The following is a 15,103-nucleotide window of genomic DNA, read 5'->3' on the forward strand; positions in this document are numbered from 1 at the left end:
TGAGATTGCTTAGAGGCCGCGACGGCCGTTAGCTTTCGGTGTCCACTCGCACCTCGATCACATGCCGCTCGGCGTCGAGCAACGGCACATTCAGCCGGATGATCTGTTCCACGTGGGCACCCGCTGGTAGACGCGCGATTTCGGCATCCGGTCGCACGCCCTTCATCGCCCAGATCGCGCCCTGCTCCGCAACCAGATGACGGGCCAGTGTAACGAAATCCGTGAGGTCTGCGAATGCGCGCGAGACGATTACGTCGAACTTTGCCGGTACTTCGGCGCCAGGCTGCAGCGTCTCCACCCGGCCGGTCACGACCGACAGGTTCGCGAGACCCAGTTCGGCCTTCGCCTGCGCTTGAAATGCCGTCTTCTTATGGACGATGTCGTTCGTCGTGACGGTCCAATCGGGCAGCACGATCGCGAGCAAGATGCCCGGCATGCCCCCGCCCGAGCCCACGTCGAGCACCGACGACGGTCCACGCGGCGCCAGGTGCGGCACGATCGACAGCGAATCGAGGATGTGCTGAATCAGCATCTGCCGTGGATCGCGGATTGCCGTCAGGTTGTAGACGTTGTTCCACTTCGCGAGCAGCGCGACGTAATCGAGTAGCTTGCGCTGCTGCGCGTCGCTGAGTTCGAGCCCGAGTTCACGGACGCCGTCCGCCAGCAATGATACCAACGCCTGCTGATCGCTTCCCCTTTGCGCTGCCGTCATTGCACCACCGGCGTGCTGTCGGCGCCGGGTTCGGCGGGTTTCGACGCGCGACGCCCGAGGCCGCGCTTCAGATGGACCATCAACAGCGAGATCGCGGCAGGCGTGATGCCCGAAATACGCGACGCCTGGCCGATCGTCTCCGGCCGGAACTGCATCAACTTCTGGCGAGCTTCGAACGACAGTCCACGCACCTCGGTATAGTCCAGCCCTTCTGGCAGACGGGTGTTCTCTTGGGCCTCGTTGCGTTCAATCTCGCCGGCCTGTCGGTCGATGTAGCCCTGATATTTGACGCCGATTTCGATCTGTTCCTTGATCTGCGCGAGCAGCACCGGGTCTTCCGCCAGTGCTTGGGGCGCGCCACAAGTGCCGTCACGCAGCGCGCAGACGCCGTCGTAGCTGACACCCGGACGACGCAGCAGGTCCGCGAGACTGTATTCGTGATCAATGGGCTTGCCGAGCAATGCGGTCGCTTCTTCCGCAGGCAACGTCTTAGGATTGACCCACGTTGAACGCAAGCGCTGTGTTTCACGTGAAACAGCGTCACGTTTGCGACTGAAGGCGTCCCAGCGGGTGTCATCGACCACACCCAGTTCGCGCCCGATCTCCGTCAGCCGCATGTCCGCATTGTCTTCGCGCAAGCTCAGACGGTACTCCGCACGGCTAGTAAACATCCGGTACGGCTCGGACACCCCGCGCGTGACCAGATCGTCGACGAGCACGCCGAGGTAAGCCTGGTCGCGACGCGGGCACCATGCTTCCTTGCCTTGCACGAACAGACCGGCATTGATGCCGGCCAGAACGCCCTGCGCTGCCGCCTCTTCGTAGCCAGTGGTACCGTTGATCTGCCCCGCGAAGAACAGGCCACTGATCACCTTCGTTTCCAGCGATGCCTTCAGCCCACGCGGATCGAAATAGTCGTACTCGATCGCATAGCCGGGCCGCAGGATATGCGCATGCTCCAGACCGCGCATCGATCGGACCAGTTCGAGCTGCACGTCGAACGGCAGGCTCGTGGAAATCCCGTTGGGATAGAACTCGTTAGTGGTCAGACCTTCGGGCTCGAGATAGATCTGATGCGATTCCTTCGACGCAAACCGGTGAATCTTGTCCTCGATCGACGGACAATAGCGCGGCCCCACTCCCTCGATCACGCCCGTGTACATCGGCGAACGGTCGAGACCGCCGCGAATGATGTCATGTGTCCGTTGATTCGTATGCGTGACCCAGCACGGCACCTGGCGTGGGTGCTGCTCGACCCGCCCGAGGAACGAGAACACGGGCACCGGGTCCAGATCGCCCGGCTGCTCTTCGAGCTGCGAATAGTCGATCGTGCGGCCATCGATCCGCGGGGGCGTACCCGTCTTCAGCCGGCCCTGCGGCAGCTTCAGCTCTTTCAGCCGAGCCGACAGCGAGACCGCGGCGGGGTCCCCCGCGCGGCCGCCGGTGTAGTTATTCAAGCCGACGTGAATCTTGCCGTCGAGGAACGTGCCTGCCGTAAGCACCACCGCGCGCGACCGGAAACGAATGCCGACTTGCGTGACGGCGCCGACTACGCCGTCGCCCTCGACGATCAGATCGTCGACGGCCTGCTGGAACAGCCACAGATTCGGCTGATTCTCGAGGCGATGGCGGATCGCCGCCTTGTACAGCACGCGGTCGGCCTGAGCGCGCGTCGCGCGCACCGCCGGCCCTTTCGACGAATTCAGGATGCGGAACTGGATGCCGCTTTCGTCGGTGGCAGCCGCCATGGCGCCGCCAAGCGCATCGACTTCCTTGACCAGATGGCCTTTGCCGATGCCGCCAATCGACGGATTGCAGCTCATCTGACCGAGGGTCTCGATGTTATGGGTCAAAAGCAGCGTTTTATTGCCCATGCGCGCCGACGCCAAAGCGGCTTCGGTGCCGGCATGACCGCCGCCGACGACGATTACGTCAAATTCTGTGGGAAAAAGCATCGCGGGATCTCACGCCAGATCGTCGCGTGAGCCTTCAAAGGAAAATGTATGGGCGAATTATAACGGGTTAAGTTTCGGCCCGAATTTCGTCCGAATGGTGAAACAAGAAAAAAGCGGTGTGTTTCACGTGAAACACACCGCTTCGAAAGACAGCGATCGCCGAAAACGGTGCGCGCTTATGCGACTTTTTTAGCCAAGCCGAGATAGGTTTCGATCACCCGAGGATTTTGCGCGAGGTCGGTCGCCGGCCCTTCCAGCGCCAGCTCTCCGGTTTCCAGCACGTAGCCGTAGTCCGAGATTTGCAACGCAGCCCGCGCATTCTGCTCGATCAGCAGCGTCGCGACGCCCGTCTGCCGCAACGCGCTGATGATGTGGAAGATTTCCTTCACGATCAACGGCGCAAGACCGAGGCTCGGCTCGTCCAGCATCAGCAGATCGGGCTTGCCCATCAGCGCGCGGCCGACCGCGAGCATCTGCCGTTCGCCGCCCGAAAGCGTGCCCGCCGCCTGTTTGCGCCGCTCCTTCAGCCGCGGGAACAGTTCGAACACCGGTTCCAGTTGATCGAGAAAGTTGCGCTCCCCTGCCCGCTTGCGTCGGTAGGCGCCAAGCAGGAGATTGTCCTCAACGCTCATCGACGCGAACAACTCGCGCTTTTCCGGCACCAGGCACATACCAAGTGCGACCCGCCTTTCCACCGGTATCGCGCTGACGTCCTCTCCCTGATAGAAAACCGCGCCTTTCGCATGACCAGACGTCGGCAGCGCGCCCATGGTCGCATTCAGCAGCGTCGACTTCCCCGCTCCGTTCGGACCGATCACGGAGACGATCTGCCCCGCCCGCACCTTGATCGCCGCATTGTGCAGCGCCTCGACCTTGCCGTAACGGACCGACAGACGGTCCACTTCGAGAATCGGTCCCGCTGCCGCCACGCCGGTCGTTGTCGTGTTGTCCATCATTCCACCCCACCCAGATACGCTTCGAGCACCGCCGGATCCTGCTGCACTTCTTGCGGCAGGCCTTCAGCGATTCGCGTGCCAAACTCCATCACTACGAGCCGGTCCGTCAGATTCATCACGAAATCCATGTCGTGCTCGACGAGCAGCACACTCATCCCTTCCGCCTTCAGCTTGCGCAGCAGATCGGCGAGCTGCAGCTTTTCCTGATAGCGCAGACCAGCGGCCGGTTCGTCGAGCAATAGCAGAGTCGGATCGCAACACAGCGCGCGTGCAATTTCGAGAATCCGCTGTTGACCCAGCGCGAGGCTGCCCGCTTCGTCATACATATGCTGTTCGAGGCCGACCCGCCGAATCTGCCGAGCGGCTTCGGCCATCAACCGCGCCTCTTCCGAGCTGTTCAACCGCACGACACTGCGCCACACACCCGCATGGCCACGCAGATGCGCGCCAATTGCGACGTTCTCGAGCACGGTCATACCCGGCAGCAGCTTTACATGCTGGAAGGTCCGGCCGATACCACGCTTGACGATTTCACGTGAACTGAGCGCATCGATGCGCTCGCCGCGGAACGTGATCTCGCCGCTCGTCGCCTGCAGCACGCCGGTCACCAGATTGAACGTGGTCGACTTACCCGCGCCGTTCGGTCCGATCAGCCCGATGATCTGCCCCGCTTTGACTTCGAAGCTCACATCGTTCACCGCAACGAGGCCGCCGAACTGCTTGCGTGCCTTGTTCACCGTCAGGAGGTCTTCGCCGGCTTGCGGCTTGTTCCGCTGCGGCAGAGGGTCCGCGTGATCCGCGAGATGCGCCCGCGGGCCCCGCGGGAAGAAGCGCGCGACGAACGGCCAGACGCCCTGCCGCGCATACTGCAGCAACAGCACCATGATGATGCCGAACACGATCACTTCGAAGTTGCCATTCTCGCCGAGCAGTTTCGGCAGCAGCGTCTGCAGATAATCCTGCAGCACCGTCAGGATCGCCGCGCCGAGCACCGCGCCCCACACGTGCGAGACGCCGCCCACCACCGCCATGAACAGAAACTCGATGCCGTGATTCAGCCCGAACGGCGTCGGATTCACCGCGCGCTGCAGGTGCGCGTACAGAAAGCCCGACACCGACGCCAGCACCGCCGCATAGACGAAGATCACGACGCGCATCCAGCCGGTGTTGACGCCCATTGCCTCCGCCATCAGCCCGCCGCCCCGCAGCGCACGAATTGCGCGACCCGGACGGCTATTAAGCAGATTCTGAACAGAAACGACCGCCCCGAGCACGACCACCCAGATCAGGTAGTAGATATGGCGGCCGGACTCGAGGTTGATCCCAAAAACATTCAGCACCGGGATGCCGTTGATGCCGTCGTACTTGCCGAGCATTTCCAGATTGCCGAACAGGTAGAACAGCGCGAGCCCCCACGCGATCGTGCCGAGCGGCAGGAAGTGGCCGGACAGGCGCATCGTCACCAGACCGAGCATCAGCGCGATCAGCGCTGTCACGATTACGCCGGCGATCAGTGCGAGCCACGGCGACACGCCGAAGTTCGTCGTCAGATACGCCGTTGCATAAGCGCCGATGCCGACGAACGCGGCCTGCCCGAAGCTCGTCATGCCGCCGATACCGGTCAACAGCACGAGGCCGATCGCAACGATCGAATAGAGACCGATGTAGTTCAGCAGCGTGACCCAGTACTCCGGCACATGAATCGGATGCGGCAGAACCGGCAAAGCGAACAGCACCACGAGGAACAACCAGAAGAACTTCTTTTGCATGATCCGTTTCATCGTGTCACTCCTCTTCCTCTTCGGCATGCGGGCTCGCAAGACTGCGCCACAGCAGCACCGGGATGATCAGCGTGAACACGATCACTTCCTTGTAAGCACTGGCCCAGAACGACGAATACGACTCCAGCAGACCGACCAGAATCGAGCCGGCCGCCGCGAGCGGATAGCTGACCAGACCGCCGATGATCGCGCCCACGAAGCCCTTCAAACCGATCAGAAAGCCCGAGTCGTAGTAGATCGTCGTGAGCGGCGCGACGAGGATGCCGCACAGCGCGCCGAGGCCCGCTGCAAGCGTGAACGCGAGGCGTCCCGCCTGCGTCGTGCCGATGCCGACGAGCCGTGCGCCGACCCGGTTCACGGACGTCGCGCGCAGCGCCTTGCCCGAGATCGAGCGATCGAAATACAGATACAGCGCACCGATCAGCACGACCGCGGTGCCGATCACCCACAGGCTCTGTCCGGAGATCGACAACGTGCCCACGTTGAATGTCGCATCGGAAAACGCGTTGGTGCGTGAGCCTTCGGCGCCGAACATCACGAGGCCGAGACCGACCATCGCGAAATGCACGGCCACCGCGACGATCAGCAGCAGCAGCGTGGCCGCCTCCGCGATCGGCTCATAGGCAAGGCGATAAACGAACGGACCCATCGGAATCACGATCAGCAGTGTCAGCGCGATCTGCACGATCATCGGCAGCGGCTGCAAAAAAATGCCGCGCGTGAGCGCGTAGACCGCGATCGGAAACAGCAGATACTTCCCTGCCAGCACAGGCAGCGTGCGCGCCGCATGACGACGCCGCTCGGCATGCCGCAAAACGGCCACCGTCTCGACGACGAAGCATGCTGCGCCCATCGCCATCAACAGCCAGCACGTGGCAGGAAACTTCTGCGTCTGCAGTGCGGCGAGCGTCAACGCGCCGTACGAAACGAACTCTCCTTGCGGGATGAAGATCACCCGCGTGACGGAGAACACCAGCACCAGCGCAAGCGCGAGCAGCGCGTAGATCGCGCCGGTCGTGATGCCGTCTTGCGCGAGGATCGCCGCAATTGATAGATCCATACTTCCTCGTCCTGAAGCGTCGAAATCGAAAAACCGGGAAACAGTCGTGACGGCGCGGCGCGTAGCCGGCCATCGATCAGCAATGTCTGAAAAGACGACCGCCGCGCCGGGTCACGGCGCGGCGGTCGATGCCATTCTCGTCGAACACAATGGCAATGCGGCGTCATACGCCGCAGTTTGCGCGAGAGGCGCGTACCGCTAGTTGTTTTTGTAGATCGTCTTAGTCGTTCTGCAGCTTCCACTTGCCGTCGACGATCTGCACGATGACGCGCGCGCGTTGGTCGAGGCCGTTGTGGTCGTTCGCGGTGGTGTTCATGATGCCGTGCGACACCGGCAGTTCCTTGATGTTTTCGAGCGCGTTGCGCAGCGCCACGCGGAACTCGGGCGTGCCTGGCTGTGCGGTCTTCAGCGCGACCGGAATCGCAGCCTGCAACATCTGGCCGGCATCCCATGCGTGACCGCCGAAGGTCGCCACCGAACCCACGCCATAAGCCTTCTCATAGGCGTTCTTATAGGCTTCCGACGACTTCTTCACCGGGTTCGAATCCGGCAATTGATCGACGACGAGGATCGGACCAGCCGGCAGCAGTTCGCCTTCGCAATCCTTGCCGCATACCCGCAGGAAGTCGTTGTTCGCGACCCCGTGCGTCTGATAGATCTTGCCCTTGTAGCCACGCTCCTTGAGCGTCTTGGCCGGCAGCGCCGACGGCGTGCCCGAGCCCGCGATCAGCACCGCGTCGGGATTCGCGCCCATTGTCTTCAGCACCTGGCCCGTCACCGAAGCGTCGGTGCGGTTAAAGCGCTCGTTCGACACGATCTTCAGGTTGTGCGCTTTAGCCACGGCATCGAACGTCGTATTCCAGCTGTCGCCATAGGCGTCCGAGAAACCGATGAAGCCGACCGTCTTCACGCCGTGGTGCTGCATGTAATCGGCGATCGCGTCGGCCATCAGGCTGTCGTTCTGAGGCGGTTTGAACGCCCATGCGCGCTTCGCATCCATCGGCTGAATGATCGCTGCCGACGCCGCGAGCGAGATCACCGGCGTCTTGCCCTCAGCAGCCGGATCGAGCATCGCGAGCGAATTCGGCGTGACGGTCGAGCCGATGATCGCGTCGACGTGGTCTTCGTCGATCAGCTTGCGCGTGTTCTGCACGGCCTTGCTGGTGTCCGAACCGTCGTCGAGGATGATGTACTGCACGCTCTTGCCACCGATCTCCTTCGGCAACAACGCGATCGTGTTCTTCTCAGGAATTCCGAGCGACGCTGCCGGCCCCGTCGTCGACAACGTGACGCCGATCTTCACCTGCGCGAATGCCGCCCCCGCGCCGCACATCAGCGCCATCGCGATGCCGGTGCGTACCCAATGCCTTGTCTTTTTCATTGCGAGTCTCCAAACGCCTTCAAAAGCGCCTATCTATAAACCGGCTTGCATGGCCGGGTGTCTGAATCTAGTGAGCGAGTTCAGGTGTGCCAAGCATGGTTTTCCCTGCTCGGCGCGCACACCTTCCCCGCTTTGTCGGCTACCGCTCCTCTCGCGTCGCGCGAGTGCGCATTCGCGTCGTACGCCGCGTTTGTTTGCCGCGGCTTTATTTCCAACCGGACCTTCACAAACCACTAATATGTTAGTAGCTTGCGTTCTGCATTATCGACGGTCAAGAGAGCGTTTGCTAAATGCGGGTTTGTCCTGAAGCACCGAAACCACACTTTTGCGCGCTGCAGACACCTGGCCCGGGTAATAAAAAAGACGCGTCAACTGCACGCGTCTTTTCGATGAGGTCCCGTGGCGCAGAGCCTTCGCTCAGTCGCCGGCGAGCTTCCACTTGCCGTCGACGATCTGCACCATCACGCGCGCCCGCTGATCGAGACCGGCGTGGTCGTTCGCGCTCATGTTGAAGATGCCGTGTGACGCGGGCAAATCTTTCGTGCCTTCGACTGCGGCACGCAGCGCGTCGCGGAATGCCAGCGTGCCTGGTTGACCCTTCTTCAACGCGAGCGGGATCGCACGCTGCAGCAGCAAACCCGCGTCCCACGCATGACCGCCGAACGTCGACACCGAACCCGCGCCGTACGCCGTTTCATATGCATGCTTGTACGCGAGCGCGCTCTTCTTCACCGGATTCGTCTCGGGTAGTTGCTCGGCGATCAGTAGCGGGCCGGCGGGCAGCCACGTGCCTTCGCAATCCTTGCCGCACACGCGCAGGAAGTCGTTGTTCGCGACGCCGTGCGTCTGATAGTACTTGCCCTTGTAGCCGCGCTCCTTCAGCGTTTTCTGCGGCAATGCGGCCGGCGTGCCCGCACCGGCGATCAGCACCGCGTCCGGGTTCTGCGACATCATCTTCAGCACCTGACCCGTGACCGACGCGTCGTTGCGCGCGAAGCGCTCATTCGCGACGATCCTGATCTTCGCGAGGTCAGCGGCCTTGCTGAATTCCTTGAACCAGCTCTCGCCGTACGCGTCGGAAAAACCAATGAACGCGACCGTTTTCACGCCGTGATTGGCCATGTGCTGCGCGATCGCCGTGGCCATCAGAATGTCGTTTTGCGGCGTCTTGAAGACCCATGCGCGCTTCGCGTCCATCGGTTCGACGATGCCCGCAGCCGCGGCCAGGGAGATCATCGGCGTGGAGGTTTCTGACGCAATGTCGATCATGGCGAGCGAGTTCGGCACGACGGTCGAGCCGATCAATGCATCGACGTGGTCTTCACTAGTGAGCTTGCGGGCGTTCTTGACCGCCTGAGTGGAATCGGTTGCGTCGTCGAGAACGATGTAGTCGATCTTCTGGCCCGCTACTTCCTTCGGCAGCAGCGCAATCGTGTTCTTTTCCGGAATACCAAGCGATGCGGCCGGCCCTGTTGCCGACACGGTGACGCCGATTTTCACATCCGCAAATGCATGGCCGCTCCATGCAGCCGAAACCCCTGTGGCGACCAATGCCGCGCTGATCCAACGCAATGCCGACTTCATCCTGCTCCTCTATTAAACCCGTTGTTCAATTGCAATTAAATCCACGGATTTAATTGCCAACCCAGTGGTCGGTGAATAGCGAGTTTAGCGGACGCAAGCGCCGTGCTGCAAGCGTTTCGAAGGCTTGTGATGTTTAGCTGCTGCGGCTGCCGAGGAATAAAAAATACCGCGCGAAATAAGCAGGAGATCGCATCAAGAAATTCGAAAAACACAAATAAAAAAGCGCTGTTGGATATCAATCCAACAGCGCTTTCTTCTGGGCACTTAGTGCCTCAATTGTCTCCTCGTTCTCCACCTGCAAATTCGTGGTGCATCAGAACTGGATGAAGATTAAACGACCACCCCTGCAGTCACAACTAGCAATTACCCTAGTGGTGCACTGCGGCACCGGATTGGGGCGCGCTGCGCGCATTTCGTCACACGGTTTGCCGCAGGTTCGCTCCAGTCCCCGATCCACCGGACCTTCAGCCCAAGCCGCGATTACATCGGACGTCGAAGCAATCGCGTATCGCACTGCATCAAGCATGCGCCCTCCCGGCCGGCATCATACAGTCAATCTCAAGCCCGTAACGGTCGCACGCGCGCGACGATCTCGCCGACGATGCCGCGCCGGAACGCCAGCACACACGCGATGAAAATCAGCCCCGTGACGATCGTCACCGATTCGCCGAGCGAGCGGAACCAGTCGATGCCGGTCATCGACGCGAGCGCCGAGCCGATATCGCCGAGCCTGTCTTCGAGCGACACGATCAGTGCGGCGCCGAGCAGCGGCCCGAACAACGTGCCCATGCCGCCCACCAGCGTCATAAGGATCACGAGGCCGGACATCGTCCAATAGGCATCGCTCAGCGTTTCGAAGCCTTGCACGAGTACCTTCAGCGAACCCGCGAGACCCGCGATGCCGGCCGACAGAATGAAGGCGAGCAGCTTGAAACGGTCGGTATCATAGCCGAGCGACACCGCACGCGGCTCGTTTTCCTTGATCGCGACGAGCACCTGGCCGAACGGCGAATGCACGATCCGCACGATCAGCAGGAATGCCAGGACGATCACCGCGAGCACGACGAAATACAGCGCGACATCCGACGACAGACTCAACACACCGAACAGATTCCCGCGCGGCACGCCTTGCAGACCGTCTTCGCCGTGCGTGAACGGCGCCTGCAGGAACACGAAGTAAACCATCTGCGCGAGCGCGAGCGTCACCATCGCAAAGTAGATGCCTTGACGGCGAATCGCGAAGAAGCCGACGACGAGGCCAAGCAGCGTCGCCGCCGCAGTGCCGCTCAGCACGCCGAGCTCAGGCGAAAAGCCGAGCGTCTGCATCGCATAGCCGGTCACGTAACCGGCCGACGCGAGAAACATCGCATGGCCGAAGGACAGCAAGCCCGTATAGCCGATCAGCAGATTGAAGGCGGCCGCGAACAGCGCGAAGCACAGCACCTTCATCACGAAGAGCGGATAGATGCCGAGCACCGGCACCGCGAGCAGCACGATCAGCAGCAGACCGTAGAGCACTTTTCTCTGCATCATTTTTCCCTGCCGAAAAGACCCGCCGGACGCACGAGCAACACGAGCGCCATGATCACGAAGACGACGGTCGCCGACGCCTCGGGGTAGTACACACGCGTGAGTCCTTCGATTACGCCGAGCATCAGCCCGGTCAGAATCGAGCCCATGATCGAGCCCATGCCGCCGATCACGACCACCGCGAATACAGTGATGATCATCGGCTGGCCCATCAGCGGCGAGACCTGAATCACCGGTGCGGCGAGCACGCCGGCAAACGCCGCGAGCGCGACGCCGAAGCCGTAGGTCAGCGTGATCATCAGCGGCACGTTGATGCCGAATGCCTCGACGAGCTTCGGGTTTTCGGTACCCGCTCGCAGATACGCGCCAAGCCGTGTCTTCTCGATCACGAACCATGTCACGAAGCACACGATCAGCGACGCGACGACCACCCACGCGCGATAGTTCGGCAGATACATGAAGCCGAGATTGGTCGCGCCCGACAGCGCCGACGGCACGTCGTACGGCTGGCCCGACGAGCCGTAGATCGAATGGAACACGCCTTCGATCACGAGCGTGAGGCCGAACGTCAGCAACAGGCCATACAGATGATCGAGCTTGTAAAGCCAGCGCAGCATCGACCGCTCGATCGCGACGCCGACGAGTCCGACGATCAGCGGCGCGAGCACGAGCATCACCCAGTACGGCAAATTGAAATACGAAAGCCCCATCCACGCGAGCATCGCGCCGAGCATGAATAGTGCGCCATGCGCGAAGTTAATCACGTTGAGCAGGCCAAAAATCACAGCCAGCCCGAGGCTCAGAATCGCGTAGAACGAGCCGTTCACGAGCCCGAGCAGAAGCTGGCTCAGCATCGCCGGCAGCGGAACGCCAAAGATGTCCATTGAAGCCCTTAGCCCTTCAAGCCATCGTCAAGGTGAGATCGGTAACGCACGATCCGGCCGGCACGCGGCGAGCGGCGACACTGCCCATCGCGTGCGGCATCTGAAACGGTTACCCGCCAGCGCGTATCGCTGCAGCGCCGGCGGTTCTCTCAGGTCTGCGCGGTCCTCGACCGCATCCCGCCCGTCCGCTATTACTTCCACAGCGCGCAGCGAGTCTGCGCCTTGGTCGTGAACGCCTGATCGCCCGGAATCGTCGCCATGATCTTGTAGTAGTCCCACGGCTCCTTAGATTCGGCCGGCGTCTTCACCTGCATCAGGTACATATCGTGGATCATGCTGCCGTCCTGACGGATGTAGCCCTTCGCGTAGAAGTCGTCGATCTTGGTCTTGCGCAGCTGCGCCATCACCTTGTCCGGATCGGTCGAGCCGACTGCCTGCACCGCCTTCAGATAGTTCATCGCGGCCGAGTAATCGGCGGCCTGCAGGCTCGACGGCATCTTCTTCATCTTCTCGAAGTAGCGCTGCGACCACTTGCGGGTGTCGGCGTCCTTGTTCCAGTACCAGCTGTCGGTCAGCACGAGACCCTGCGTCGTTTCGAGACCGAGGCTGTGCACGTCATTGATGAACATCAGCAGCGCAGCGAGCTTCATCGTCTTCGTGATGCCGAATTCCTTCGCGGCCTTGATCGAGTTGATCGTGTCCCCGCCCGCATTCGCGAGGCCGAGGATCTGCGCCTTCGACGCCTGCGCCTGCAACAGGAACGACGAGAAGTCCGACGCCGACAGCGGATGACGCACCGAGCCGAGCACCTGACCGCCATTCGCCTTCACGACGTCCGAGGTCGCTTTTTCGAGCGCCTTCCCGAACGCGTAGTCGGCGGTCAGGAAGTACCACGTCTTGCCACCCTGCTTTGTAACCGCCGAGCCCGTGCCGTTTGCGAGCGCGGTAGTGTCGTATGCGTAGTGGATCGTGTAAGGCGTGCATTGCTCGTTGGTCAGCGTATCGGCGCCCGCGCCGACGTTGATGTAGACCTTGTGCTTCTCGCCCGCGACGGTGTTCGTCGACAGAGCGGTCGCCGAGTTGGTGCCGCCGATCACCACGTCGACGCCATCGCGGTCGAACCATTCGCGAGCGCGCGACGCCGCGATGTCCGCCTTGTTCTGGTGATCCGCGTACAGCACCGTGATCGGCTTGCCGTTGACCTTGCCGCCGAAGTCGGCGACTGCCATCCGGATCGCTTCAAGACCGCCCTGCCCGTCGATATCCGCGTACAGTCCCGACAGATCCGTGATGAAGCCGATCTTCACGGCATCGTCGGCCGCTTGCGCGTTGCCCAGCGTCAGTGCGGTGCCGGCGGCGACCGCGAAACAGAGTGAGGCGATTCGCGCGAGTGGATTCTTTTTCATGCATGTCTCCTGGTTCTTCGCTTGTGGTTATCAGAGGCAGTCGGGCGCGTGTGTGTCCCTTCTCTATACGCCCAGTAAATCGTGCAGCACCGGCATCTTGCCTTCGAGCTCGCCAGCCCCGAAATGCTCGACGATCATGCCGTGCTCCATCACATAGAAACGATCCGCGAGCGGCGCGGCGAAGCGGAAGTTCTGCTCGACCATCACGATCGTGTAGCCGCGCGCCTTCAACGTGATGATCATCCGCGCGAGCGCCTGCACGATCACGGGCGCGAGCCCTTCCGAGATTTCGTCGAGCAGCAGCAGATTCGCGCCGGTACGCAGAATTCGCGCGACCGCGAGCATCTGCTGTTCGCCGCCCGAGAGCCGCGTGCCCTGGCTCATGCGCCGCTCGTGCAGATTCGGGAACATCGCGTAGATTTCCTCGAGCGACATCATGTGCGCCTTATCGCCAACGGGCGGCGGCAGCAGCAGATTTTCCTCGCACGACAGGCTCGAAAAAATGCCGCGCTCTTCGGGGCAATAGCCGATGCCGCAATGCGCGATGCGATGCGTGGGCAGGCCGATCGTTTCGCGTCCGCCGATCCGGATCGAGCCGGTACGGCGGCCCGTCAGGCCCATGATTGCGCGCAGCGTCGTGGTGCGGCCCGCGCCATTGCGCCCGAGCAGCGTCACGACCTCGCCACGGCCGACCGACAGATCGACGCCGTGCAGAATATGGGATTCCCCGTACCAGGCTTGCAGTCCCGCGATTTCCAGCGCGGGCGCGCCGCTTTTTGTTTCGTTCGCTTCGAGGCCTTCGCGCTCGACCGTCGTATTCATGCGTGGGCTCCGGCGAGCGCCGCGTCGGCGCTGCCCATGTAGGCTTGCATCACGAGCGGATTCTTCGACACTTCCGCGTAGCTGCCCTCGGCGAGCACTTCACCCCGTTGCAGCACGGTGATCGTGTCGGAGATACCGGCGATCACATTCATGTTGTGTTCGACCATCAGGATCGTGCGGCCCGCCGATACTTTTTTGATCAACGCGGTCACGCGATCGACGTCCTCATGACCCATGCCTTGCGTCGGCTCGTCGAGCAGCATCAGTTCCGGCTCCATTGCGAGCGTGGTCGCGATTTCGAGCGCGCGCTTGCGGCCGTAGGCGAGCTCGACCGTCAACACATCGGCGAAATCGGTCAGGCCGACCTGAGTCAGCAGATCCATCGCGCGATCGTTCAGACGCCGCAGCGTACGCTCACTCTTCCAGAAGTGAAACGCGGTGCCGAGCGAGCGCTGCAACCCGATGCGCACGTTCTGCAATGCCGTCAGATGCGGAAATACCGCGGAAATCTGGAACGAACGGATGATGCCGCGCCGCGCGATCTGCGCCGGACGTTCGCCGGTGATATCGACCCCGTTGAAAACGATCTGACCCGCGGTGGGTTCAAGAAATTTGGTGAGCAGATTGAAGCAGGTGGTCTTGCCCGCTCCATTGGGCCCGATCAGCGCATGGATCGAGCCACGGCGCACACGCAGGTTCACGCCGTTCACGGCGACAAAGCCTTTGAACTCGCGGGTGAGGCCGCGCGTTTCGAGAATCGTATCGCCGAGAATCATGTTCCCTTCCATACGGAGTAAGGCGAAGCACTACGATCTTTCCGCGCGAAGTTCTGCGCGACTTGTTATGTTGGCGGCACCCCTGGCCGCTCGTTGGCGTGCTGCACCAATCCGGACGGTGATCCATGGCGCGGCACGCAGCATGGCTGCCATTGTCGCCCCAATGATGCAGCGCATTCATTGGGATTTGCACTTAGTGAACGAGGCCCGCGCCGTGCGCACCTGGCACGCGGTTAGCATGTTTCATGAATGCGGC

Annotated in this window: 12 protein-coding genes; all 12 read right to left on the reverse strand. The window is 61.8% G+C overall.

The genetic code is table 11. The features are described 5' to 3' along the window. Window positions 1–28: 28 nt before the first annotated feature. Window positions 29–712, reverse strand: coding sequence for a 16S rRNA (guanine(527)-N(7))-methyltransferase RsmG (gene rsmG, locus VSR82_RS21960; RefSeq protein ID WP_429461435.1), 684 nt, complete (start codon window positions 710–712; stop codon window positions 29–31). Continuing rightward, window positions 709–2,667: a tRNA uridine-5-carboxymethylaminomethyl(34) synthesis enzyme MnmG gene (gene mnmG / locus VSR82_RS21965; RefSeq protein ID WP_498858071.1), complete on the reverse strand. Its 1,959-nt coding sequence runs from the start codon at window positions 2,665–2,667 to the stop codon at window positions 709–711. Before mnmG ends, rsmG begins: the two co-directional genes overlap by 4 nt. 176 nt (window positions 2,668–2,843) lie before the next feature. Beyond that, window positions 2,844–3,620, reverse strand: coding sequence for an ABC transporter ATP-binding protein (locus VSR82_RS21970; protein WP_429461439.1), 777 nt, complete (start codon window positions 3,618–3,620; stop codon window positions 2,844–2,846). After that, window positions 3,620–5,404, reverse strand: coding sequence for a branched-chain amino acid ABC transporter ATP-binding protein/permease (locus VSR82_RS21975; RefSeq protein ID WP_368584869.1), 1,785 nt, complete (start codon window positions 5,402–5,404; stop codon window positions 3,620–3,622). Before VSR82_RS21975 ends, VSR82_RS21970 begins: the two co-directional genes overlap by 1 nt. Before the next feature lie 4 nt (window positions 5,405–5,408). Continuing rightward, entirely contained in the window at window positions 5,409–6,464 is a 1,056-nt protein-coding gene (locus VSR82_RS21980; protein WP_368584868.1) for a branched-chain amino acid ABC transporter permease, read from the reverse strand. Between the two features lie 220 nt (window positions 6,465–6,684). After that, window positions 6,685–7,845 (reverse strand): ABC transporter substrate-binding protein, encoded by a 1,161-nt coding sequence (locus VSR82_RS21985; RefSeq protein ID WP_368584867.1) that lies wholly within the window; start codon window positions 7,843–7,845, stop codon window positions 6,685–6,687. 417 nt (window positions 7,846–8,262) lie between these two features. After that, entirely contained in the window at window positions 8,263–9,429 is a 1,167-nt protein-coding gene (locus VSR82_RS21990) for an ABC transporter substrate-binding protein (protein WP_498858072.1), read from the reverse strand. A gap of 558 nt (window positions 9,430–9,987) precedes the next feature. Beyond that, window positions 9,988–10,959 carry a branched-chain amino acid ABC transporter permease gene (locus VSR82_RS21995; RefSeq protein WP_429461444.1) on the reverse strand — a complete coding sequence of 324 codons (972 nt, stop codon included), beginning with the start codon at window positions 10,957–10,959 and terminating at the stop codon, window positions 9,988–9,990. Further along, a complete protein-coding gene (locus VSR82_RS22000; RefSeq protein WP_368584865.1) occupies window positions 10,959–11,843 on the reverse strand; it encodes a branched-chain amino acid ABC transporter permease in 885 nt (294 codons plus the stop codon). Before VSR82_RS22000 ends, VSR82_RS21995 begins: the two co-directional genes overlap by 1 nt. A 191-nt stretch (window positions 11,844–12,034) precedes the next feature. After that, entirely contained in the window at window positions 12,035–13,249 is a 1,215-nt protein-coding gene (locus tag VSR82_RS22005) for an ABC transporter substrate-binding protein (RefSeq protein ID WP_429461446.1), read from the reverse strand. A gap of 63 nt (window positions 13,250–13,312) precedes the next feature. Continuing rightward, a complete protein-coding gene (locus tag VSR82_RS22010; protein ID WP_429461448.1) occupies window positions 13,313–14,071 on the reverse strand; it encodes an ABC transporter ATP-binding protein in 759 nt (252 codons plus the stop codon). After that, entirely contained in the window at window positions 14,068–14,847 is a 780-nt protein-coding gene (locus VSR82_RS22015) for an ABC transporter ATP-binding protein (protein WP_018418872.1), read from the reverse strand. The genes VSR82_RS22010 and VSR82_RS22015 overlap by 4 nt, the downstream gene beginning before the upstream one ends. Between the last annotated feature and the right edge of the window lie 256 nt (window positions 14,848–15,103).

Origin of the sequence: Burkholderia sp. JPY481 (assembly GCF_038900515.1) — a bacterium.
GTDB lineage: Bacteria > Pseudomonadota > Gammaproteobacteria > Burkholderiales > Burkholderiaceae > Paraburkholderia > Paraburkholderia youngii.